Annotated in this window: 21 protein-coding genes; 12 read left to right on the forward strand and 9 right to left on the reverse strand. The window is 31.9% G+C overall.

Features of this window, described 5'->3' with window-relative positions:
- Positions 1 to 109: 109 nt before the first annotated feature.
- Positions 110 to 1,672: a L,D-transpeptidase family protein gene (locus tag NLG42_RS12095; RefSeq protein WP_257683937.1), complete on the reverse strand. Its 1,563-nt coding sequence runs from the start codon at positions 1,670 to 1,672 to the stop codon at positions 110 to 112.
- A gap of 291 nt (positions 1,673 to 1,963) precedes the next feature.
- Between NLG42_RS12095 and NLG42_RS12100 the strand changes: the two genes are divergently transcribed.
- Together NLG42_RS12100 and NLG42_RS12105 are read left to right on the forward strand one after the other, a co-directional pair.
- Positions 1,964 to 5,404, forward strand: coding sequence for a methylmalonyl-CoA mutase family protein (locus tag NLG42_RS12100; RefSeq protein ID WP_257683938.1), 3,441 nt, complete (start codon positions 1,964 to 1,966; stop codon positions 5,402 to 5,404).
- A 170-nt stretch (positions 5,405 to 5,574) separates the two neighbouring features.
- Positions 5,575 to 7,185, forward strand: a complete 1,611-nt coding sequence (locus NLG42_RS12105; protein WP_257683939.1) for a T9SS type A sorting domain-containing protein — start codon at positions 5,575 to 5,577, stop codon at positions 7,183 to 7,185.
- Positions 7,186 to 7,755: 570 nt separating this feature from the next.
- Here the strand turns inward: NLG42_RS12105 and NLG42_RS12110 are convergent.
- Positions 7,756 to 8,073: a hypothetical protein gene (locus NLG42_RS12110; protein ID WP_257683940.1), complete on the reverse strand. Its 318-nt coding sequence runs from the start codon at positions 8,071 to 8,073 to the stop codon at positions 7,756 to 7,758.
- A 206-nt stretch (positions 8,074 to 8,279) separates the two neighbouring features.
- Here NLG42_RS12110 and NLG42_RS12115 point away from each other — a divergent pair, with 206 nt between their 5' ends.
- Positions 8,280 to 8,687, forward strand: a complete 408-nt coding sequence (locus NLG42_RS12115) for a helix-turn-helix domain-containing protein (protein ID WP_257683941.1) — start codon at positions 8,280 to 8,282, stop codon at positions 8,685 to 8,687.
- 61 nt (positions 8,688 to 8,748) lie between these two features.
- Here the strand turns inward: NLG42_RS12115 and NLG42_RS12120 are convergent, their stop codons facing one another.
- A complete protein-coding gene (locus NLG42_RS12120; RefSeq protein WP_089056513.1) occupies positions 8,749 to 9,135 on the reverse strand; it encodes a flagellar motor protein MotB in 387 nt (128 codons plus the stop codon).
- A gap of 244 nt (positions 9,136 to 9,379) precedes the next feature.
- Here NLG42_RS12120 and NLG42_RS12125 point away from each other — a divergent pair, with 244 nt between their 5' ends.
- Positions 9,380 to 9,847: a type ISP restriction/modification enzyme gene (locus NLG42_RS12125; RefSeq protein WP_257683942.1), complete on the forward strand. Its 468-nt coding sequence runs from the start codon at positions 9,380 to 9,382 to the stop codon at positions 9,845 to 9,847.
- Between the two features lie 52 nt (positions 9,848 to 9,899).
- Here the strand turns inward: NLG42_RS12125 and NLG42_RS12130 are convergent, their stop codons facing one another.
- The 4 genes from NLG42_RS12130 to NLG42_RS12145 form a co-directional block, all read right to left on the reverse strand.
- The gene (locus NLG42_RS12130; protein WP_089056515.1) at positions 9,900 to 10,286 is read right to left on the reverse strand and encodes a secretion protein; all 387 of its coding nucleotides are present in this window, start codon (positions 10,284 to 10,286) and stop codon (positions 9,900 to 9,902) included.
- A 372-nt stretch (positions 10,287 to 10,658) separates the two neighbouring features.
- Positions 10,659 to 11,066, reverse strand: coding sequence for a T9SS type A sorting domain-containing protein (locus tag NLG42_RS12135; protein ID WP_089055179.1), 408 nt, complete (start codon positions 11,064 to 11,066; stop codon positions 10,659 to 10,661).
- 502 nt (positions 11,067 to 11,568) lie between these two features.
- Complete coding sequence (locus NLG42_RS12140; protein ID WP_089056516.1) at positions 11,569 to 11,934, reverse strand: T9SS type A sorting domain-containing protein; 366 nt, start codon at positions 11,932 to 11,934, stop codon at positions 11,569 to 11,571.
- A gap of 389 nt (positions 11,935 to 12,323) precedes the next feature.
- On the reverse strand, positions 12,324 to 12,728 hold the full coding sequence (locus NLG42_RS12145; RefSeq protein ID WP_089056517.1) for a T9SS type A sorting domain-containing protein: 405 nt from the start codon (positions 12,726 to 12,728) through the stop codon (positions 12,324 to 12,326).
- A gap of 449 nt (positions 12,729 to 13,177) precedes the next feature.
- Between NLG42_RS12145 and NLG42_RS12150 the strand changes: the two genes are divergently transcribed.
- The 3 genes from NLG42_RS12150 to NLG42_RS12160 all read left to right on the forward strand — a co-directional run bounded on the left by NLG42_RS12150 (position 13,178) and on the right by NLG42_RS12160 (position 15,853).
- Complete coding sequence (locus tag NLG42_RS12150; RefSeq protein ID WP_089056518.1) at positions 13,178 to 14,050, forward strand: AraC family transcriptional regulator; 873 nt, start codon at positions 13,178 to 13,180, stop codon at positions 14,048 to 14,050.
- 330 nt (positions 14,051 to 14,380) lie between these two features.
- A complete protein-coding gene (locus NLG42_RS12155; protein WP_099720312.1) occupies positions 14,381 to 15,250 on the forward strand; it encodes an alpha/beta hydrolase in 870 nt (289 codons plus the stop codon).
- 84 nt (positions 15,251 to 15,334) lie between these two features.
- The gene (locus NLG42_RS12160) at positions 15,335 to 15,853 is read left to right on the forward strand and encodes a hypothetical protein (protein WP_257683943.1); all 519 of its coding nucleotides are present in this window, start codon (positions 15,335 to 15,337) and stop codon (positions 15,851 to 15,853) included.
- A 79-nt stretch (positions 15,854 to 15,932) separates the two neighbouring features.
- On the opposite strand, the gene NLG42_RS12165 is transcribed toward NLG42_RS12160, so the two are convergent.
- A complete protein-coding gene (locus NLG42_RS12165; RefSeq protein WP_089056520.1) occupies positions 15,933 to 16,901 on the reverse strand; it encodes a TerC family protein in 969 nt (322 codons plus the stop codon).
- 225 nt (positions 16,902 to 17,126) lie between these two features.
- Positions 17,127 to 18,143 carry a glutamine synthetase beta-grasp domain-containing protein gene (locus NLG42_RS12170; protein WP_089055173.1) on the reverse strand — a complete coding sequence of 339 codons (1,017 nt, stop codon included), beginning with the start codon at positions 18,141 to 18,143 and terminating at the stop codon, positions 17,127 to 17,129.
- A gap of 426 nt (positions 18,144 to 18,569) precedes the next feature.
- Here NLG42_RS12170 and NLG42_RS12175 point away from each other — a divergent pair, with 426 nt between their 5' ends.
- The 5 genes from NLG42_RS12175 (at position 18,570) to NLG42_RS12195 (ending at position 23,615) form a co-directional block, all read left to right on the forward strand.
- Positions 18,570 to 20,759: a glutamine synthetase III family protein gene (locus NLG42_RS12175; RefSeq protein WP_089056521.1), complete on the forward strand. Its 2,190-nt coding sequence runs from the start codon at positions 18,570 to 18,572 to the stop codon at positions 20,757 to 20,759.
- A gap of 394 nt (positions 20,760 to 21,153) precedes the next feature.
- Positions 21,154 to 21,777, forward strand: a complete 624-nt coding sequence (locus NLG42_RS12180; protein ID WP_158234883.1) for a hypothetical protein — start codon at positions 21,154 to 21,156, stop codon at positions 21,775 to 21,777.
- 83 nt (positions 21,778 to 21,860) lie between these two features.
- Positions 21,861 to 22,337: a hypothetical protein gene (locus NLG42_RS12185; RefSeq protein WP_089056523.1), complete on the forward strand. Its 477-nt coding sequence runs from the start codon at positions 21,861 to 21,863 to the stop codon at positions 22,335 to 22,337.
- 4 nt (positions 22,338 to 22,341) lie between these two features.
- Positions 22,342 to 23,076, forward strand: coding sequence for a curli production assembly/transport protein CsgE (locus NLG42_RS12190; RefSeq protein WP_233207102.1), 735 nt, complete (start codon positions 22,342 to 22,344; stop codon positions 23,074 to 23,076).
- A 65-nt stretch (positions 23,077 to 23,141) separates the two neighbouring features.
- On the forward strand, positions 23,142 to 23,615 hold the full coding sequence (locus tag NLG42_RS12195; RefSeq protein WP_089056524.1) for a curli assembly protein CsgF: 474 nt from the start codon (positions 23,142 to 23,144) through the stop codon (positions 23,613 to 23,615).
- The last annotated feature ends 43 nt before the right edge of the window (positions 23,616 to 23,658 follow it).

Raw genomic sequence — 23,658 nt, forward strand, 5'->3', positions numbered from 1 at the left:
ACTAAGAGTATATTTTGCAGTATTATATTACGGCGTGTCCAGTAAATAAAGAAAAATCGGAAGCTCAACTGAATGAATTTCCGATTGATTTTTAATTTTTAAATTAAATTTAGTTTACAGCAACAGATGATTTTTCAGGAGTTAAATCAGCATCTTTTTCGTAAACATCTTGAAAAAAGCCAACTTCTCCGTTTTCATTTACAAGCGAAGTAAAATAGCAGATATAAATTGGTACTTTTTTAGAAAGTTTGAAACTGTTTTCTGCTTTTCCTGCCATTGCGCTGTCTATTTTTTCTTTTGTCCATTCAGGATAATCTTTCAGCATGGCAACGGCTAATTCTTTAGCTAATTTTACATTAATACATCCATGACTGAAAGTTCTTTTTTCAAAATCGAATAAAGTTTTAGACGGTGTGTCGTGCATATAAATATCGTCTGGATTTGGGAACATGAATTTAACCAAACCTAAAGAGTTTTCAGGTCCCGGTTTTTGTCGTATTTGACCGTTTACCATTTCCATATTATGTTCAGCAAGATAATTTTTATTGGCAGCTATTTTTAATTTTAACTCATTTTCAACTATACTTTGCGGTACAGTCCAGTACGGACTAAAAACAATTCTTTCGATTTGACCGTTAAAAATGGTAGTTTTAGTTAAAGGAGAACCTACAAATACACTTGAGGTTAATTCAATTTTTCCGTTTTTAACGTAAATCAATTCATACGACGGAACATTTACCATAATATATTCGTCATTGTTCACCAGCTCAGCCGAAATAGAACGAACTCTTTCCATATTAAGTACCAAGGTTTTTACTTTATCCGAAATTGGAATATTCATTTCCTTAATATGTTCTTCTGCCAGAATGTAATTTGGTTTAAAACCATTACGAACTTTATATTTCATTACAGCATCCATCAGTTCACGATCGTAAACATCACTTTTAGAATCCTGTTTTAAATCGCCCAATAAATACAAACGTGTTCTAACTTGAGCAATTGTGTTTGAAACCGCATCTGGACGTAAATCTTTATATGGAGTTTCTGTGGTAATAGGTTTCCATTTATTAGATTTTTCTATTTTTTTATACTGTTGTAAAACGCCTTGCAGTTTATAATATTGATTATAAAGATTTCCATTATCTTCCGTTTTTGCTGTTGCATTTTCGATTGTATTGTAGTTTAGAAAATCTTTCAACATGGCATCATAAGACAATTTTTTATTTGAATCTGAATTGTTTTTTTGAGCATATACAATGTATAAAGAACTTAAAAGCATATCAGCATCGGTTGTAGAGAAATTGGTTTCTGATAAAGAATCAAAAAGCTGGTCTATTTCTTTTTGGTAAGGAATAACTAAATCGTTTGTTTTTTTTGCTTTTTCATATAAAACGGTACCAAATTTATTGATCTCATTCTCGTCGTACCAAATAGTTCCAAGAGATCGATTTTTGTATAAGGACATAACATCAGATTTATACTTTTTTAAATCAGTATATTTCTTGAAAAATTCGTTTGAAACATTGTCTTTTACATCATCATTACCTGAATTTTTGTAAAAAGCCAATACGTTAGATTTATGATTCTTAGACTCAACATTTTCGTACTTATTAAAAGATACGATAATAAAACTAAGAGCAATAATTATACTTAGGTGATATGTAGTTTTCATTTTTTTAAATTTTTACGTTACTAATTAGATTTTTAAGTTTGGTAAAAATTTGGGGCTTTTTCTACCTTGCTAAATTACTTTAAGATGTTGTAAATGAGTTGCTTTATTAAATATGGATTTATCAAAATTGCCATGTTTTAGGTTTATATAGTATAGATCAATAAGAGTTTTAAATTGTTACCCTAGTAGTTTTAGAATAGTGAATCTTTTTTTGTTAACATAAAGCTATTACAGTAACCAAATATTAAAATATTTTGTAAATTGCTCCCTTAAAATTATCATATTCATAAAATGGAACAACAAATACCATATATTCCTAAAAATAAAGTAAGAATTGTCACAGCTGCTTCTCTTTTTGACGGTCATGATGCTGCGATCAATATAATGCGTCGTATTATTCAGTCAACTGGAGTCGAAGTAATTCATTTAGGACACGACCGCAGTGTCGAAGAAGTGGTTAATACCGCAATTCAGGAAGATGCTAATGCAATTGCAATGACTTCTTACCAAGGCGGACATAATGAGTATTTTAAATATATGTATGATTTGCTTCGCGAAAAAGGAGCAGGACATATTAAGATTTTTGGCGGCGGCGGTGGTGTAATTCTGCCAAGCGAAATTTCGGAATTACATGAATATGGTATTACCAGAATTTATGCACCAGACGATGGACGTTCGTTAGGACTTCAAGGAATGATTAATGATTTGGTTCAACAAGCTGATTTTCCTATTGGAGATAAGTTAAATGGAGAAATCGATCATATCGAAAATAAAGTTCCAACAGCAATTGCTCGATTAATTTCGGCTGCAGAGAATTTTCCTGAGATTGCAAAACCTGTTTTTGATAAAATTCACGAAAGCAATGCCGATTCTAAAATTCCGGTTTTAGGAATTACAGGAACGGGCGGAGCAGGAAAATCATCTTTGGTAGACGAATTAGTACGTCGTTTTTTAATTGATTTTCCTGAAAAAACAATCGGATTAATTTCTGTCGATCCATCAAAAAGAAAAACTGGAGGAGCACTTTTAGGAGACAGAATCCGAATGAATGCTATAAATAATCCTCGTGTATATATGCGTTCGCTGGCAACTCGTCAATCTAATTTAGCATTGTCGAAATATGTAGCCGAAGCAATTCAGGTTTTGAAAGCGGCAAAATACGATTTGATTATTCTGGAAACTTCAGGAATTGGTCAGTCTGATACTGAGATTATGGATCATTCTGATGTTTCTTTATATGTAATGACTCCAGAATTTGGAGCTGCAACACAATTAGAAAAAATCGATATGCTTGATTTTGCTGATTTGGTAGCTTTAAATAAATTCGATAAACGCGGCGCACTTGATGCTTTACGCGATGTAAAAAAACAATATCAAAGAAACCATAATTTATGGGATAAAAATCCTGACGAAATGCCTGTTTTCGGAACAATTGCTTCGCAGTTTAACGATCCAGGAATGAACACGCTTTACAAAGCGATTATGGATAAAGTAGTCGAAAAAACCGATTCTGATTTGAAATCGACTTTTGAGATTACAAAAGAAATGAGCGAGAAAATCTTTGTAATTCCGCCTCACAGAACACGTTATTTATCTGAAATTGCAGAGAATAATAGGTCTTATGATGAGATCGCGATTTCGCAGCAAAAAACAGCGCAGAAATTATACGGAATTTTCAAAACCATAGAATCTGTTTCTGGTAAAGTTCCTCAAATTACTAAAGCAGGAATTGATGACGATAGTGTCATCCTGAGCGCAGTCGAAGGATTAGATGAAAACAGAATCTTTTTAAATCTTTTACTAAATCAGTTTGATAAAGTAAAAATGGATCTAGATCCGTACAATTGGGAAATTATCCTGAATTGGGATGAAAAAGTAGCTAAATACAAAAATCCAGTTTACTCTTTTAAAGTTCGTGATAAAGAAATTAAGATTGCAACGCATTCTGAAAGTTTATCACATTTACAGATTCCGAAAATTGCTTTACCTAAATATGAAGGCTGGGGAGATGTTTTACGTTGGAATTTACAGGAAAATGTTCCTGGAGAATTTCCGTTTGCTTCGGGATTGTATCCGTTTAAACGAGAAGGCGAAGATCCGTCGAGAATGTTTGCGGGAGAAGGCGGACCAGAAAGAACCAATAAACGTTTTCATTATGTAAGTGCTGGATTGCCTGCAAAAAGACTTTCGACTGCTTTTGACAGTGTTACTTTATACGGAAATGATCCAGATTTACGTCCAGATATTTATGGAAAAATTGGAAATGCGGGAGTTTCAATCTGTTGTTTAGACGATGCTAAAAAATTGTATTCAGGTTTTGACTTGGTGCATGCTTTAACATCTGTAAGTATGACGATTAATGGGCCAGCGCCAATGTTGTTAGGCTTTTTTATGAATGCGGCAATCGATCAGCAATGTGAATTGTACATTAAAGCCAACAAATTAGAAAAAGAAGTTGAGGTAAAAATCAACAAAATATATGCTGCTAAAGGTATTGAAAGACCAAAATACCAAGGCGATTTACCAGAAGGAAATAATGGTTTAGGATTAATGCTTTTGGGCGTTACAGGAGATCAGGTTTTACCTTTGGAAGTTTATAATGAGATAAAAGTAAAAACACTATCGCAAGTTCGTGGAACGGTTCAGGCGGATATTTTAAAAGAAGATCAGGCGCAGAATACTTGTATTTTTTCAACCGAATTTGCTTTGCGTTTAATGGGAGACGTTCAGGAATATTTTATCACTAAAAACGTTCGTAATTTCTATTCTGTTTCGATTTCAGGATATCATATTGCCGAGGCAGGAGCAAACCCAATTACCCAATTGGCATTTACGCTTTCTAATGGTTTCACTTACGTGGAATATTATTTGAGCCGTGGAATGAATATTAACGATTTTGGACCAAACTTATCGTTTTTCTTTTCAAACGGAGTAGATCCTGAATATTCTGTAATTGGTCGCGTGGCACGTAAAATTTGGGCAAAAGCCATGAAAAACAAATACGGAGCCAACGAAAGAGCACAAATGTTGAAATATCATATTCAGACTTCGGGACGTTCTTTGCACGCACAAGAAATTGATTTTAATGATATTAGAACAACTTTACAGGCTTTATACGCAATTTATGACAACTGTAATTCGCTTCACACGAATGCTTACGACGAAGCGATTACAACACCAACAGAAGAATCTGTGCGTCGCGCAATGGCGATTCAGCTGATTATTAATAAAGAATTAGGTTTGGCGAAAAACGAAAACCCAATTCAAGGTTCCTTCATCATCGAAGAATTAACTGATTTGGTTGAAGCAGCAGTTTTACAAGAATTCGACAGAATTACAGAACGCGGAGGAGTTCTTGGTGCAATGGAAACGATGTATCAACGTTCTAAAATTCAAGAAGAAAGTTTGTATTATGAAACGTTGAAACACAACGGAGATTTCCCAATTGTGGGTGTAAACACGTTCTTGAGTTCAAAAGGTTCTCCAACAGTAATTCCGGCAGAAGTTATTCGTGCCACCGAAGAAGAAAAGCAATATCAAATTACGATGCTGGATAATTTACACCAGTTTCACGAAGCAAAAGTAAACGAGCATTTAAGTAAGCTGCAAGAAGCTGCAATTAAAAACGAAAACTTGTTCGATCATTTAATGGAAGCTACAAAGGTTTGTTCTTTAGGTCAGATTACTTCGGCGTTGTTTGAAGTTGGCGGGCAGTATAGAAGGAATATGTAGATATTCTTTTTTTTAAATAATAAAAACGCATTTGATTTAACTGTCGAATGCGTTTTTTGTTTGTAAAATGATATTTGTAATATAAATCGTTATATATTTACTGTTAAATTTAATCAAAAAGCTTTTTTTTTGATTAACGATATTGATGTAATTTTATTAAAGTGACTTATATGAAAACAAAACTACTTTTATTTTTTTTTATTTTTTTATTTACTGAAGTTAATGCTCAACAAGAAATTTATAATTTTTCTCCTGGTACTCCGATGAGTTCAGTTCACTTTAATAAAAAGTTTTTTTTTGAAGGTTATGAAACTGGTACGGGGAAAGAAATATGGCAAAGTGACGGAACAACTTCTAATACAAGCTTGTTAAAAGATATTAATGTAGGAAGTGGTAATTCGACGGTTGCAAATTTAAAACAGACATCAACTATTTTAAATGATGATCTATATTTTATTGCCAAAGATGTAGATTCTAATGGAGAAATATGGAAAATAAATGGTAAAACAGAAGTTCCTGAAAAAATAACAACTTTTCTCAATGGCAGAGTGACAAGATTGACTACTGTAGGAAATACAATTTTTTTTATCATTAGAAACGTAGATAATACCATAGAACTTTGGAAAACAGATGGAACAGCAGTTGGTACTGTAATGATAAAGAATGATTTCTCTATTTGGAACAGAGTTTCATTTCAAGGAAAGTGTAATAATACTTTTATATTTACATTTCAGCCGCAAGGGAGTAATAATTCAAGAGTTTGGAGAAGTGATGGAACTTCTGGTGGAACATTTCCAATAACAGAAGAAATTGATGGAAACGGTTCCGGAAAATCTACTGAAGGTGGATCGACCAACGGAGGAACTTCTATTTTGAGTCAATATATAGAATATAAAAATAAATTATATTTTGTTAGTAGATTTTTTTTGTTTGAAACTGATGGAACTCTTGCAAATACTAAAAGCGTTGGAAATACTAAAAATAAAGATTCTAAACTGGTTGATTTTAGCGATATTATTGAAGTAAATGGTAGCTTCTATTTAATGTTTTTTACTTCAAGTATTAATAACTTGACGCTATTGAAATTTAATTCAGAAAGTCATGATATTTTTCCTATTTATGATAAGACAAGTATGCAATACTTTTTTCCTTCTAATTTTGTGAAAACAGAGAATTCTTTGCTTTTTAGTTCATTCAATTCAACAGGAGGAACATCCTTGGTTTCGATGGATTTATCTACAAATGTTGTGTCTAATGTTAAAGAATTATCATTGGCGAATGATTTAGAAAGACCCGTGATATTCCGTGACATTAATAGAGGGGGTATTTTGAAAATTAATAAAGATGAATATTTTATTATGAATTCAAGAGAGAAAAATACTGAAAGGAAAGGATGGATCTTAAATAATACTCTACAAACTACGGAAAATATTAGTTCATTAGACAATATTCTTGAACCTTTTGCTTACAATGATTATTTATATTATTCTAAAGATAATAAACTGTATAAGTTTGCAAAAAATTTAAGCACAGTTTCCGTAGATCAAAGAAAATCCTTAAATCTGTACCCAAACCCTTCAAAAAACTTTGTGAATTTCTATACTGAAGATTACAGCGAAATTGAAGATATTCAAATTTTTGATTTAAATGGCCGATTAGTAAGTGGTAGATCTGATTTGAATGGTGATAAAATTGATATATCCAATTTGCATCAAGGAACCTATATTTTGAAAGCTAAAATTAATGGAGCCGAGATTACTAAAAAGATTATAAAAAAGTAAATAGAAAAAAAAGCATCCACTATAAATGGGTGCTTTTGTATTTTATAAACTATTACTATTTTAAATCTTTTTTCTTGTAATAATTTTTGGCTTACTATTTAGTTTTTCGATAACAGCATCAGCTAGCGTAAGCATTTTATATGTGAACCCAAAGTAATCCATAAGCGGAGTAATAGCTCTAGTAACACAGTAAAATTCCATATAGTTTGTCATTTCGATCGCGAGGCTTCGGGAGAGAAATCTCCACAAGAAACTCCGTAACAGTACGTGCTCAGCGTACGAAGATTTCTCTTTACGTCGAAATGACAATTTTGTGAATAAAAACGTTCCATAGGAACAAATCATATTGTAGGGGCGGATTTTAATCCGTTCATGGCAAAGAAATTCCACAACAGTACGTGCTCAGCGTACGAAGATTTCTCTCCCGAAGCCTCGGGATCGAAATGACAATATTGTGAATAAAAACGTTCCATAGGAACAAATCATATTGTAGGGGCGGATTTTAATCCGTTCATGACAAAGAAATTCCGTAATCAAAAAGTATTTTGCGTCAGTAAAATCAGAAGAAAATCATTCACCAACAATTTCCCCAACAAAACCCAAAAACTCCATTTCACTCAAAGGAAACAATTGCAGAACCGTTTCTAAAATAAGGCTTACATTTATAGATTGGTTTTTCTTTTCGGGAACATTTTGCATATCGTGATCGAGTGCCAGAATGCATAATTTTAGCATATCGCTGATAATGCAGCCCAACTCAAAATAATTGTGAATTTTGACTTGAGCGGTGTATTCGTCTGAAGTGTCGCTGGCAGGTTTTAGAGTTTTAAAATATTGGACAGTTAACTTTTTTAGGCTTTTTGCAATTTCGATTTCATTTGTTTCCATAAGGCTTGTATTTAGTTGTGTTTGATAATCACTTTATAATTTGACTTTTATAAAATTATTATAAGAAAAATTGTACTTTTGTTTATCGTGATGCAAGAGTAGAAATAGATTTTGCTGTATCAAATCATTTTTTGCCGTATTGAACGGAGCGGAAATATGTTTTTTACATTTCGTCGTTTTAAGACTTAATTATTTATCTTTGAATTATGAGCACAATAACAAAACCAAATCATATAGGGCGCAAGATCAGCCGTATTCGTGAACTTCGAGATATGAAACAGGAAGCTTTGGCGCAAGCTTTAGGAACAAATCAACAAGCGATTTCGGCTATTGAAAACAGCGAAACGATTGATGAAGAAAAATTAATTGAAGTGGCAAAAGCACTTGGTGTAACGGTTGAAGCTATCAAAAATTTCTCTGACGAAGCTGCGATTAATTATTTCAATACTTTTAATGAAAGTCCTAATAATTATTTCGGACTTAATAATTGCACTTTCAATCCATTAGATAAATTAATGGAAACTGTAGAAGAAAATAAAAAACTCTACGAACGTTTGTTGAAATCGGAACAAGATAAAATCGAATATTTAGAAAAATTACTAAATCAGAAATAGTAAACTTTTGAATAATAAAAAACCTCTCATTTCTGAGAGGTTTTTTTTATATCAGTTTCTTTTAAACCTTTTTTCTTGTTATAACTTTTGGCTTACTATTTAGTTTTTCGATAACAGCATCGGCTTTTTCATTTTGACAAATAAATCGCAAAGATTCTGCATAACGATAATAGTAAACAGGTTCCAGGTCAGATGTTATGGCAAAAAGTTCACCGTACCACGCAGCGGCTTTATCTAGTTTGTAGTTAGAATAAGATGAATTTCCTAGTTTTTGAAATAAGTCGACAGATTTGTAGCCTTTTGCCGCAATTCGTTCGTATGTTTTTATCACATCAACATAAGCATATTTGTCGCTTATTTTATCTGTTATGAAAGGTTTTTCATTTTGAGCAGAAACACGAAGTGAAAAAACAGTCAACAGCACAAGAACAGCTAGTTTTTCTTTCATGAATATTGGTTTAAATGAATGGTTTGGTTACTAATTTTTTATTTTTGCAAATATATCTAAATCAAGTATATAACGTGTATTTTGTCGATGTTTTTTTTAGTTTTATCGGTTTTATTTTGTTATCGAAAACGAATTAACGTATTAAATAGAAAATTTCTTATAATGAAAAACGATTTATCAGAATAAATATTTCATTTATACAAAAGATAAATTATAATTTTAGAGATATAAAGTTAAGAATATTATGACAGTTCAACAATATTTTGACAAAATAATTAATTTTCGTGTCAAACAAAGCAGCGAAAAAGACCTTCGCAACGCTGATTTGGAAAGGCTTATTTTAAAAATTTCATCAGACGGAAATGAAACTTATTTTACGCTTGACACCCTTTTTGAGAAAACCTCGGATGAAGCTATTGTATTAAATCCTGAAATAGTAAAGAGAATTGCAAATCGATATGGTTTATTTTTTCTCGATAAAAAAGAAACGGGAAATGTGTGTTTTGCAAACAGCGAAGAATTGCGATTTGAGTTTAAGCAAAGTTTTACTGCAATAGATTTATTAGATTTATGTTATGCCGTTTTGCATTCGTCAATTTATGAGGACGATTTAAAAAATGAAACTCAAAAAATTCCAATTCCTATAGATTCTAATGTGTTTTGGAAATTGGTTCAAATTGGGAATACTTTGCGAAACCAAGAAAGTGAATGAATAAAAAAAGCATCAGCCGCGGCTGATGCTTTCTAATTTTTAGGGCAAAAAATTAGCGGCGAAAAGATGGACTTTCATTTACTGATTCGTCTAACTTTACGGTTTTTACTTTTTTAGAAGCAATTTTAATTTCATGTTTTGCAACCTTATCATTTGCTTTAACTTCAAGAACATAAGTTCCGGCTGGAAAACCTTCAAGACTTATTGTTTTTGAAACCTCTAATTTGTTTGCTGCAGATTCTCCAGCATAAAGTAAATTGTGATTTTCGTCGTAGATAGAAAATGATGATTTTTGAACAGTGTCTAAAGTAAAACTTACTACTTTTCCGTCTCCGGTTTTAATGTTCAAAATATAATCTCCTTTTCCATCAATGGCATAAGAAAATACAGTTGCTAAAAAAAAGGCCGCAACTAACCCTGTTTTGGTAAATCTTGTCATGTTTTTTTTAATGTTTATTACTAATGTGGAACGCGCAAAACTACAAATACAAATTTAATTTTATGCAAAAAAAGCTCTTTTTTGATGGTGTAAAATGCTGATTTAAAACTATTTCTGTATTTTGTTTACACTATATACGTAATTACTGGTGTTTTGGATGTTTTTTTACGTCATTTTTTTAATGACATAAAAACCAGTGTTATACATTTATTAAGAATAGTTTTTCAAAAAAAAACAAAGAATGAGTTTTGCTCGAGTTTAAAGCAAAAAAAAACAGCTCAATAACCACAAAGAGCTGTTTTTAAAACTTACGTTTTTTAACTTTACTAACTATCTAACCTTGATTTATACTTTATGAGAAGTATAACTTTTTTAGCGTACTGCTACGCTTGTATTTTTTGCAGAAAAACCTGCTTTGTAAACTGATGAAACTGCTTTTTTTGATAATACAGTTGCATCATCTGTAATTGTAATTTGATGAGTTACTTTTTTTACATTATCCTCAACTTCTAAGAAGTAAGTTCCTTCTGGAAATTCTTCAAGATTAAAAGTTCTTAAAATTCCGTCTTTACCTGAAGCATTTTCAGAATAAATTAGAGATCCGTCTTTGTCGTAAATTGCCAGATTTGCTTTTTGCACTTTATTAAGAGCAAATGTTATAAGCTTTCCGTTAGCTTTTATTACATGAAGATTAAAGTCTTCATTTCCATCGATTGCATACGTACTCATTCCTGTAAAAAGTACTGCACATACTAAACTCAATTTTAAAATCTTTTTCATAATACTTAGTTTTAAATTATTAGTTTAATTCTCTGATGTAAAATTACTACAGGAGTACGCTTATTTTAACAACTCTATTTTCCAATTTCGATGCTGTATTCTCATTTACGAAACCGTTATAGGTTAAAATATAAATATTATTTATTGTTTTTGTTAATTTGGTTGTTATTTTTCAATGTTTTTCTTGATTTTGAATTTACATTGAATTAAGAATTTATTTACATGTAATATGTGAGTTTAGCCGCAAAGCACGCAATGATTTTTAAAATGCTGAATTTATAAAACCGCAAAGTTCGCAAAGCTTTGTCTAAAACTCTTTGCGAACTTTGCGGTTAATTCTTAGTGGTTAAAATCTTATTTCAATAAAGCACAAAAAAAACAGCTCAATAACCACAAAGAGCTGTTTTAAAACAATCACGTTTTTTAACTTTACTAACTATCTAACCTTATACCTTTAAACAAAGTATAACTTTTACAGCGCATTTCGGCGCTTATTTTTTGTTTAATAAGCAGTCAAAAGAGCTTTTGAAGATAAAAGCGAACTTTCGTTTGTTATTGTAATTTCATGTCTTGCTTTTTTAACGCTGTCTTCGATTTCTAAGAAATAAGTTCCAGCAGGAAATTCTTCTAAGCTAAAAGTTCTTAAAATTCCTTCTTTACCAGAAGCATTTTCAGAATAAATTAAACTTCCGTTTTTGTCGTATATACTAAGGCTTGCTTTTTGAGTTTGATTTAAAGCAAAAGTGATTACTTTTCCATTAGCTTTTAATACGTGCAAATTGAAAGCGTTACCTCCGTCAATTGCATATGAACTTATTCCTGATAAAAGTATTGCACATACTAAACTCAATTTTAAAATCTTTTTCATACTATTTAGTTTTAATTATTTATCTCAAATTTCTGAATGTAAAATTAGGCTCTAAGTTGCTGTTTTCTATCCACTCTGTTTTCCAATATATGTGCTATATTCTCATTTACGAAACCGTTATAGGTTAAATTTTGCGTTATTTGTTATGTTTTGGTTAATTCGCTTGTTATTCTTTAATGTTTTATTTAAAAATATGATAGTGTTGATTTACTGGAGTTTGTTATAAAAATCATCATGATAAAAGCATTGCGTACTTTGCGGTTAAAATTAAATAAGGCACAAAAAAAAAACAGCTCAGTAACCACAAAGAGCTGTTTTTAAAACTTACGTTTTTTAACTTTACTAACTATCTAACCTCATTTTTATACTGTATGAGAGTATAAACTTTTTTAGCGTATTGCTACGCTTGTATTTTTTGCAGAAGAATCTGATTTGTAAACTGCTGAAATTGCTTTTGAAGATAATGTTGTTAAATCATCGTTTACGATAATTTCATATCTTACTTTTTTAGAATTGTCTTCTACTTCTAGAAAGTAAGTTCCGTTTGGAAAATCTTGTAAATCAAAAGTTCTTAAAATTCCATCTTTACCAGCAGCGTTTTCAGAGTAGAACAAATTTCCTTCTTTATCGTATATCGCTAATTTTGCTTTTTGTACTTGGTTAAGACCAAAAGTGATCATTTTTCCGTTTTTCAATACATGAAGATTAAAGTCCTCATTTCCATCAATTGCATAAGTACTGATTCCTGATAAAAGTACTGCACACACTAAACTTAATTTTAAAATCGCTTTCATAGTATTTCGTTTTAAATTGTTATCTCTAATTTTCTGATGTAAAATTACTTCAGTTATGCTTATTTTTTATTTACTCTATTTTCCAATTTATATGTTATATTCTCATTTACGAAACCGTTATAGGTTAAAATTTGAATTATTGTAGGTGTTTTTGTTAATTCAGTTGTTATTTTTTAATTATTTAAGATTGTTAATATTTTTTACAAACTCCTGTATTCTTACAAAAAATACTAGATGACTATAAAAACGTTTGATTAAATACGATTTTAGAAAAAAAACATTCAGAAAAATATCAGTTATGAAAAAAACGGTGATTTTCTCTTATTTTTAAGCTTTCGTTTTTGAGTGTTTTTGTGCAAAATCCTCAGTTACGAAACCGTTATAGGTTAAAATTTAAATTATTTTAGGTGATTTTGTTAAATTTGCTATTATTTTTTAAAGATTTTATCATGAAGACAATTGCCCCAGCTCTTGAAGTGATAACTAGCTCATACGGAAGTTCTTTTACCTATACTAAACACGCCGAAAAGACCAATAGCAAAGCTCATTTATGGCATTATCATCCAGAAATTGAGTTGGTTTATATAAACGGCGGAGCAGGAAAAAGACAAATAGGAAGCCACGTTTCTTATTACACAAATGGCAGTTTGATTCTGATAGGCTCTAATTTACCGCATTGCGGTTTTACAAATGAAAATACGGGAAATACAAACGAAACAGTCATTCATATTAAACCTGAATTTTTAGGAAATGACTTTTTTGTAGTTCCAGAGATGAAGAAAATCCAAAATATTTTAAGTCAGTCTAAAGGCGGAATTGCTTTTGGCGGTGAGACTAAAAAACAAATTGGAAAGAAAATAGAAATGATGGAACATCAGCTTCCGTTTGAACGTTTGCTGACACTTTTGAGTGTTTTGGATGAACTTGAATCTTCTGAAGAATACACCATTTTAAATGCAGATGGTTTTTCGTTAGAACTGCAAACGCAAGATAGTGATCGTATGAATGTGATTTTTAATTATGTAAAAGATCATTTTCAGGAATCGATTGCCATTGACGAAGTTTCGAATTTGGTGAGTATGACTACACCTTCATTTTGTCGTTATTTTAAAAAGATTTCGAATAAAACTTTTACGGAGTTTGTGAATGAATATCGTTTGGTTCATGCCTCAAAATTATTGGCCGAAAAAGCAATCAGTATAAATGAAGTCTGCTACGAAAGCGGTTTTAATAATTTCAGTCACTTTAGTAAATCGTTTAAACAATACACAGGTAAAAGTGCTTCGCAATATCGTCACGAGCATAAAATTATAATTAGTTAGTTCTTTGCTGCCACGAACCGAGCGATAGCGAATAGGCGAAGCAATTACACGAATTTTTACGAATTAGTTTGTAGAGAATGCGTAACACTTTTTGCCACTGATTAAAGGATTATAGAGATTTTTAGAATCTTTATATAAGTCACACAAAAAATAAATTCGCGAAAATTTGTGTAATTAGCGACAGACCAGCTTTAAGAGAAAATAATCTATTAAATCTGTGCAATCTGTGGCAAAAGAAAATAAATCCGATTAGTGAAAACTGGTCGGATTTTTCATATAATTATTTTGAAAAAAGGTATATTTACATTCCTTAATCGAAAAATGATAAAAATGAAAAACTTTAAAATTTGGGTCTTTGCCGTTTTTTTATGTGTTTCGTCAATGTCGTACGCGGCAAAAGTAGACACACTGCAAATTGCCAGCACAGCAATGAGTAAAACATACAAAGCAGCTGTAGTTTTGCCCAATTCGTATGCTAAAAGTAAATCGGCTTTTCCGGTAATGTATTTGCTGCATGGCGCTTACGGACATTTTGGTGATTGGTTAAAAAATACTCCAAATAAAAAATTAGTTCAAAATTTATCAGATCAATACAATATAATTATTGTAATGCCAGAGGGCGAAACGTTTAGTTTTTATCTCGACAGTCCTGTAAATCCAGGAAGTCAGTTTGAAACGTTTATTACGCAGGAAGTAATTCAGAAAGTGGATAAAACCTATAAAACGATCAGCAATAGAAACGGAAGAGTAATAACAGGACTTTCAATGGGCGGACATGGAGCTTTGTATTTGTCTGCCAAACATCCTGATTTGTTTTGTGCAGCGGGAAGTATGAGCGGGGCAGTAGATATGGGTACAATGCTTAATCGAGAATCTTCGGCACAAGTGGTAAAATTGATGCAGCCCGTTTTTGGAGATAAAAGCGATAATTCGGCATTGTATGCACAGCATGCTGTTATGGGAATGCTGGATAAAATAAAAGACAATAAACTGCCGTTAATAATTGATTGCGGTGTTGATGATTTTTTAATTGAACCTAATCGAGAATTGCATCGTAGAATGGTTTATGATAAAATAGAACACGATTATACAGAGCGCCCGGGAGCACATACTTGGGAATATTGGGAAAATTCACTGCCGTATCATGTATTATTTTTTAATAAAATACTGCTTAAAAATCAGGTTGTTGCAAAAAAATAAATGAAAATCTCGTTTCAAAGCCAACTAAAAACTTTTTTTGGTTTGGTTTTTGGAATACCTTTATAAATCTAAAAAATAAAAATTATGAAAAAGATACTTACCCTTTTTGCGGTTGTTGGATTAATCGCTTTTACAAGTTGTGAAGGACCAGAAGGGCCTCCGGGAAGAGATGCAAAGATTCCTGAAGCATTTGAAATTAATAATGTTAGTTTAGGTAAAGTTGCTGATAATGAGTATAATTTAAAAAGTACTTTTAAATTTGAAGTTGGCGGTGATTTGTTTGATGATGAAACTGTTTTGATTTATAGATTAACAGGTATTATTAACCCAACTACTCCAGTTTGGCAATTACTACCTAGAACAATTTATTTTAATGACGGAAATGAATTGGATTATGATTATGATTTTAGTAAAGTTGATTTTATTATAACTGCTAGAGGAACTTATAACTTATTAACTAAGCCAGAGTATATTCAAAATCAAACTTTTAGAGTTGTAATTATTCCATCAGATTTAGCTAAGACTGTTAATACGAACAACTTTTCAGAAGTAATGTCTGCAGCAAAATTGAATGAAAGCCAAATACAAGAAATTAAACTGTAGTTATAGAGTTTGCAGTATAAAAAAAGGAAATCGTAAGATTTCCTTTTTTTTTTTTTATGTCTATATGTTTCGAAAAGTATTATTCTTCGCTGTTATCAGTAAGTTCTTTTTCTTTACCAAATTTAAGTGAAACCATAATTCCAACTAAAAGTGAAAGTGCAATAAATCCTAAAGAAGCCCATTCTGGTACGTGGATGAAATCGTGCAGTAACATTTTTAATCCTACAAAGGCTAAAATAGCAACTAAGCTGTATTCTAAATAACTGAATTTCGCCAGCATATTGGCTAAGAAAAAGTACATAGAACGCAGTCCAAGAATAGCAAAAATATTAGAACTAAATACTAAAAATGGATCAGATGTAATGGCTAGAATTGCAGGAACGCTGTCAACAGCAAATAAAACATCCATTACTTCAATTACAATCAAAGCAACAAATAATGGTGTTGCGGCTCTTTTGGCTGTTTTTGTCGAAATGAAAAACTTTTCGCCTTCCATATGAGAGGTAATCGGAATGATTTTTCCTAATGCTTTGTAAACAAAAGAATCTTTAGGTTGAAAATCTTCGTCTTCGCCTGAAAACAACATTTTTATTGCTGTAAATAATAAGAAGGCTCCAAATAAATAAGTCGTCCAAGTAAATTTATTGATTAACATTACTCCGAAGAAAATCATTAGACCACGGAAAACAATTGCTCCCAAAATTCCCCAGAATAATACGCGGTGCTGGTATTTTTGCGGAATTTTGAATGAAGCAAAAATAATAGCGATTACAAAAATGTTATCTACACTTAAGGATAACTCAATTAAGTAACCGGTAATGAATTTCATTGCGGCTACGGTTGGTTTTAAATTATCAGGGTTTTCGATATAGTCTGTAGTGTACAGCCAATAAATAACTCCTGAAAAAAGAAAGGATAAAGTAACCCAAATTAAGGTCCATTTGCTGGCTTCTTTGGTGCTGATGATATGGGGTGTTTTATTGAATACACCTAAATCTAAAGCAAGAATAAAAATTACGGCTAACAAAAAGAAAGTCCAGACTATCATGATGAATTTTTTAAATGATTTACAAAGATAAGTTTTGAAGTTTAACTTGAAAATTAATTATTGAAAAGTTACTTTCAAATTTATGGTTTTGTCATATTGAGCGAAGTCCAAATACTGTACGGGTTCTCGACTCCGCTCTAACTGACAAATAAGTTCATTTGTTGGTAAATAAAAAAGTGCCAACAATTACGAAGGCACTTTTTAGAATATAATGTAAGCTTTGAATTATAGCGCTGAGTTAACAGTTTTGATAATTCTAGCAGCAATTTTGTATGGATCTCCGTTTGAAGCTGGTCTTCTGTCTTCCAACCATCCTTTCCATCCTTTTTGAACAGTCATTAAAGGAATTCTGATAGAACATCCTCTGTCTGAAACTCCATAAGAGAAATCGTGAATAGAAGCAGTTTCGTGTTTACCAGTTAAACGTTGGTCATTGTAAGCTCCGTAAACTGCGATATGCTCAGCAGTAACAGGACGGAAAGCCTCACAAATTCTTTCGTAAGTAGCTTGGTCTCCACATGATCTTAATACTTCGTTAGAGAAGTTAGCATGCATACCTGAACCATTCCAGTCTGTGTCTCCAAGTGGTTTTGGGTGGTATTCAATATAGTAACCATATTTTTCAGTCAAACGATCTAATAAGTAACGAGCAACCCAAATTTCGTCTCCAGCTTTTTTAGCACCTTTAGCGAATAATTGGAATTCCCATTGTCCGCAGGCAACCTCTTGGTTAATACCTTCAAAGTTAATTCCGGCAGCGATACATAAATCAGCATGTTCTTCTACTAATTTTCTTCCGTGAGTGTTTTTTCCACCTACAGAGCAGTAGTACATACCTTGTGGAGCAGGATAACCTCCAACAGGGAAACCTAATGGCAATAAAGTTTTAGTATCCATGATGAAATACTCTTGTTCGAAACCAAACCAGAAATCATCATTATCATCATCAATCGTAGCTCTTCCGTTAGAAGGATGTGGAGTTCCGTCAGCAAACATAACTTCACACATTACTAAATATCCGTTAATACGAGTTGGATCAGGGTAAATTGCAACAGGAACTAATAAACAGTCAGAAGATCCACCTTCAGCTTGTCTTGTTGACGAACCATCAAATGACCAATTTCCAAGTTCTTCTAATGTTCCTTTGAAATTTTCATGCTCTTCAACTTTAGTTTTACTTCTAAGATTTTGAGTTGGCTCGTATCCATCTAACCAAATGTACTCTAACTTAATTTTAGCCATAATAATATAATTTTGTTTTTTTGTTTTTTCGCTGGGTCAAATATAGATTTATTTTTTTAGTCCTAAAAATTAGGGGGCTATTTTGTTTATCGGACTATAATTTTTTTGAGAAGCGCAATTTTGAGAGGGGTATATTTAAAAAAAAGCAATTTTTAACACCTTAAAAAAATAAATTCGTAATAATTTGGGGTTCTTTTTGAATTTTAAGGTTAAGGAATTATGAAAAAATGTTTATTTATTGAGTAATACTATTGTTTTTTGTTACAATTCTTTATAACAGATTCATTATTCTTTGAAAAAAGTGTCTTCTGTTGAGAAATCGTTGTTCAAAATTCTCGAATTTATGTTTAAAACAGGGGATTTTATTGTTTATATTTGTCGATCATTTTTCAATGAAAATTAGTACGAATTTTTAAAATTATATACATGTCAACATTACGTTTCCAAGCTTTGCAAGAAGCTTCTACAAGAAAGCCGGTACATTTTGAAGAGATTGGTAGAAAATCTAATCTTTTTGGTTCAAATGTGTTTAATGAAAAAGCCATGAAGCAATATTTAACTTCAGATGCTTTAAAGGGAGTAAGAGATGCTATTCAGCATGGAACTAAAATCGAAAGAAAACTGGCAGATTATATTGCCATGGGAATGAAAGAATGGGCGTTGGCAAAAGGTGTTACACATTATACGCATTGGTTTCAGCCTCTTACAGGAACAACTGCTGAAAAGCATGATGCATTTTTTGAAACTTCGTATGATGGCAGTGACCCTGTAGAAAAATTTGGAGGTGCACAATTGGTACAACAAGAACCAGATGCTTCAAGTTTTCCAAACGGCGGAATCAGAAATACTTTTGAAGCCAGAGGTTATACAGCCTGGGATCCAACTTCGCCAGCTTTTATATATGGAACAACTTTGTGTATTCCAACTGTATTTATTGCTTATACAGGAGAAGCTTTAGATAATAAGATACCTTTATTAAGAGCTTTATCTGCAATTGATGAAGCAGCTACAGAAGTTTGTAAATATTTTGATAAAAACGTAAAAAAAGTAACAGCAACTTTAGGTTGGGAGCAAGAGTATTTCTTGATTGATAAAGCTTTGGCAAATTCTCGTCCTGACTTAATGATGACTGGAAGAACTTTATTAGGACATACTTCGGCAAAAGGACAGCAGTTAGATGATCATTATTTTGGTTCTATTCCAACTCGTGCACTTACTTATATGAGAGATTTAGAGCAAGAATGTATGTTATTAGGAATTCCTGTAAAAACTCGTCACAATGAGGTTGCGCCAAATCAGTTTGAGCTTGCACCTATTTTTGAAGAAACAAATCTTGCGGTAGATCATAACTCTTTATTAATGGATGTAATGCAAAAGGTTGCAGAACGTCATGATTTTAAAGTTTTATTTCATGAGAAGCCTTTTAAAGGAGTAAACGGTTCAGGAAAACACAATAACTGGTCGCTGGCAACAGATACAGGAGTTAATTTATTGAGCCCGAGTAAAACGCCAATGAGCAATTTACAGTTTTTAACCTTCTTTATTAATACAATCAAAGCAGTTAATGATAATGAAACTTTGCTTCGTGCTTCTATTGCAACAGCAAGTAACGATCATAGATTAGGTGCAAATGAAGCGCCGCCGGCAATTATGTCTGTATTTATTGGAGCGCAGTTAACAAAAGTACTGTCAGAATTAGAAAGTGTAACAACTGGAAAATTATCTCCAGAAGAGAAAACAGATCTTAAATTAAACGTAGTTGGTAAAATTCCAGACGTATTATTAGATAATACAGACCGAAACAGAACTTCGCCTTTTGCCTTTACAGGAAATAAGTTTGAATTTAGAGCCGTTGGTTCAAATTCTAACTGTTCAAATTCAATGACTACTTTAAATGCTATTGTGGCAAAACAATTAATAGATTTTAAAAATGAAGTAGAAACTTTGATCGAGTCTAAAGACATGAAAAAGGATGATGCTATTTTTAATGTTTTGAGAGAATACATCAAACAATCTAAAAAAATACTTTTTGAAGGTGACGGATATAGCGAAGCTTGGGAAAAAGAAGCAGCAAAAAGAGGTTTAAGTAATTTTAAAACTACTCCAGAAGCTATTAAAGCTAAAGTTTCTAAGCAAGCTTTGGATTTATTTGCTGAATTAGGCATCTTTAACCATGTTGAAGCCGAAGCACGCTACGAAATAGAATTAGAAGAATACACAAAGAAAATTCAGATTGAAGGTAGAGTTTTAGGTGATATCGCTAGAAATCATGTTATTCCTACTGCAATACGTTATCAAAATACTTTGATTGAAAATGTAAAAGGTTTAAAAGAGATCTTCGGAAAGGAATTTGAAACGATTGCTAAAGAGCAGATTATTTTAATAAAAGAAATTTCGGGTCATATAGAAGGAATCAATTCTAAAGTATTAGCAATGACAAACGAAAGAAAGAAAGCAAATCATCTAACTGATGCACAAAAAACGGCAGAAGCGTATTGTGATAAAGTAAAACCTTATTTTGAAGACATTCGTAACCACTGTGATAAATTGGAGCTTTTGGTTGATGATGAAAGCTGGACCTTAACTAAATACAGAGAATTGTTGTTTACTAAATAACTTTCATTAACATTAAGTTAAAGCCTGTCTGTAAAAAGACAGGCTTTTTTTGTGATTATGTTAATATAACTGTTTTTGGACTGAAGTATATCTTTTGTTTTGGCATAAATGTAAGGAAAATGTAAAAAGTAACTTTTTTCTTATTAAGGTAAAATTCAAATAGAGTAGTTCGTCGTTATAGTTTCGCATTTCATCGAAAACAGATTAAGATCTTGTAAAATACGTATTTATACCTGTTTTGATTATCGAGAAGTTTTCTAATTTTGAATATGAAAATGAGAGAATTAGCAGAAAAAACTATTCTCAAATGAAGGTTAAAATCCCCAGATTTTCTCCCCAAATTGCATATACCTACATAATAATTTGTATTAATAACCAATTAAATATATTTATTATGAAAAAAGTAATTTTAAGCATCTCCGCGATGCTATTTGCAGGTGTAGCGTTCGCTCAAGGTAATGTGAGTGATGTAGATCAGTTAGGTTTGTTAAATGGTGCGTTGGTAATCCAAGTAGGAGCATCAAACAATTCAGATGTTGATCAAATAGGTATTGCAAACGTTGCAATTGTTGGACAATACGGAGATGATAATGAGTCTAGTGTTGCACAATTAGGAGCAGGAAACGTTGCTGTAGTAACTCAAATTGGAGACGACAACAGTTCAACTATCGCACAAGGAATCTGGGTTGGAAACTTAGCAGTTACTACTCAAATCGGAGCTTACAACAATTCTGATGTATTACAAGTAGGTAATTTTAATGATGCTTACACTACTCAATTTGGAGCATTTAATAATTCAACAACATTGCAATTTGGAGATGACAACACTGCAGCAACTACTCAAGTAGGTTTCTTCAACAATGCCGCTACATTGCAATTAGGATGGGATAACTACTCTAGTATTGAACAATATGGAATTGGAAACTTTGCAGCAACTGCTCAATTTGGAAATGACCATATTAGTACAGTTACTCAAACTGGATTCCTAAACGGAAGTATAGTAATCCAATCTAACTAAATAGAACCAAGAAAAGGAAGAATTTGATTTATTAAATTCTTCCTTTTTTTATTAGAATTCTTTTTTACCACAATACCACAATTATGAAACGTTTTGCCACTTATATTTTCCTATCCATTACAGGAATTTTATTCTCTCAATCAATTGATGGGAATAGAAGTGATTACGTTTTAAATGAAATGAACAATCGCAATCAAAATCAAATAAACCAATACATTAAAAGCAGAAATATTGTAACGGTTTCACAAATTGGAAATTACAATCAGGCCAATTTAACCATTATCAGCAATAATGCTAATGTAATCGCTCAGCAAACAGGCAATACCAATTATATGAATGTTTACAAAAAAGCTGACGAAATCAATCAATCCTACACGCAGACAGGCAACAATAATTATATAAGCGATTATTCCTTGTACACAAGAGGAGTCGCTTCAATGTCAATAAATCAGAACGGCAGTAATTTAACGGTTTTTAATTCAGGTTCAAATTCTATATCTAAAGATTTGATTATTAATCAATCTGGAAATTCAGGAACAATATTTATATTCAATCGTTAGAATTATGAAAAAGTATTGGAACATAGGAATTGTTTTTTTTGCCCTTTTTTTTTCTGAATCAGGATTCTCGCAGGTAGTTTATAAAGAAGTAAAAGCTAAGATAGAAGTAAAAGAAATTGAAAATCTTCTTGCTATTACAGGAACCGTAGAGAATTTAAAATCTGAGTTCAAGAATATCTCGTATAAGTTGACAGTATTCAAAAAAAGCAAATCAGGTTCAAATAAATCAAATAACGGACAAGACGGTAGAGTCACATTAGAACCCATCCAAAAAGTTGAACTATCAAAAACGCAGGTCAATTTTACAAAAGAGGATGAGATCATAATACTGTTATTAATTTATGATGAAAATAATGCCATTATAGGCAAAGACAGAGTTGTTTTTGGAGATGAAAAAGAATCAGATTCCGGAAAAGCTATTCCACAAGACGGAATCGAAATGATTGGAATTGTTGCTAATGACACTAAAACAAAACTGGGAAATGATTTTTACGATTATTTTTATTCGCAATATTCGAAACTAAAAATTAATACCAGTAAAATCGTAACCGTTCAAGAGGAGTTGACTTTTGGACGCACAACAAAAATTACGATTTTAGTGGATGGCGAAATAATTGAAGAATTTATTTCACGTCCAGATGAAGATTTCTTGAAATATATGGCTGATACAGCCGCTTCTAAAGCATTTAAATATTTTAAGGATCTCGAAAAACAAAGCAAAATTATAACTCAATACTAAAATTGAGGAACGTTTTGTGTCAAGAAGAGTTGTGTTTTTAATGTAGGAAATAAAATTATATCAATATGAAAACTTTAGCTTTACTAGTTTGTTTAGCAGGTTTTAGTGCGGTCTCAAATGCACAAGATCTGGCTTATAAACCTATTAATCCTGCTTTTAGTGGTGGCGATACTTTTAATTATCAATGGCTGCTTAGTTCTGCCCAAGCACAAAATGATTTTAAAGAAGATCCAACGTCAGGATATAAACAACAGACTGATTTGGAACGTTTTAAAAGTACTTTGAATAATCAGCTTTTAAACAGGATTTCAAATTCGTTATTCGATGATCAATTTGGATCACCAACAGGTTCCGGAACAGGAACAGGAACCGGGACAGGCACAGGTACTGGAACAGGAACTGGCGGCGGACTAAAACCAGGAACATATGTCTTTGGAACATTGTCTGTTGATATTTACAATTCTAATTTAGGAATGGTAGTAGATATTTTAGATATCGATACAGGCGAACAAACACAAGTAATTATACCACCTCGATAGATTGTGGTTCCTTGTTTTTTTCTTATACGTCAATTAGGTTCAT

The organism is Flavobacterium plurextorum, assembly GCF_024638035.1.
GTDB lineage: Bacteria > Bacteroidota > Bacteroidia > Flavobacteriales > Flavobacteriaceae > Flavobacterium > Flavobacterium plurextorum.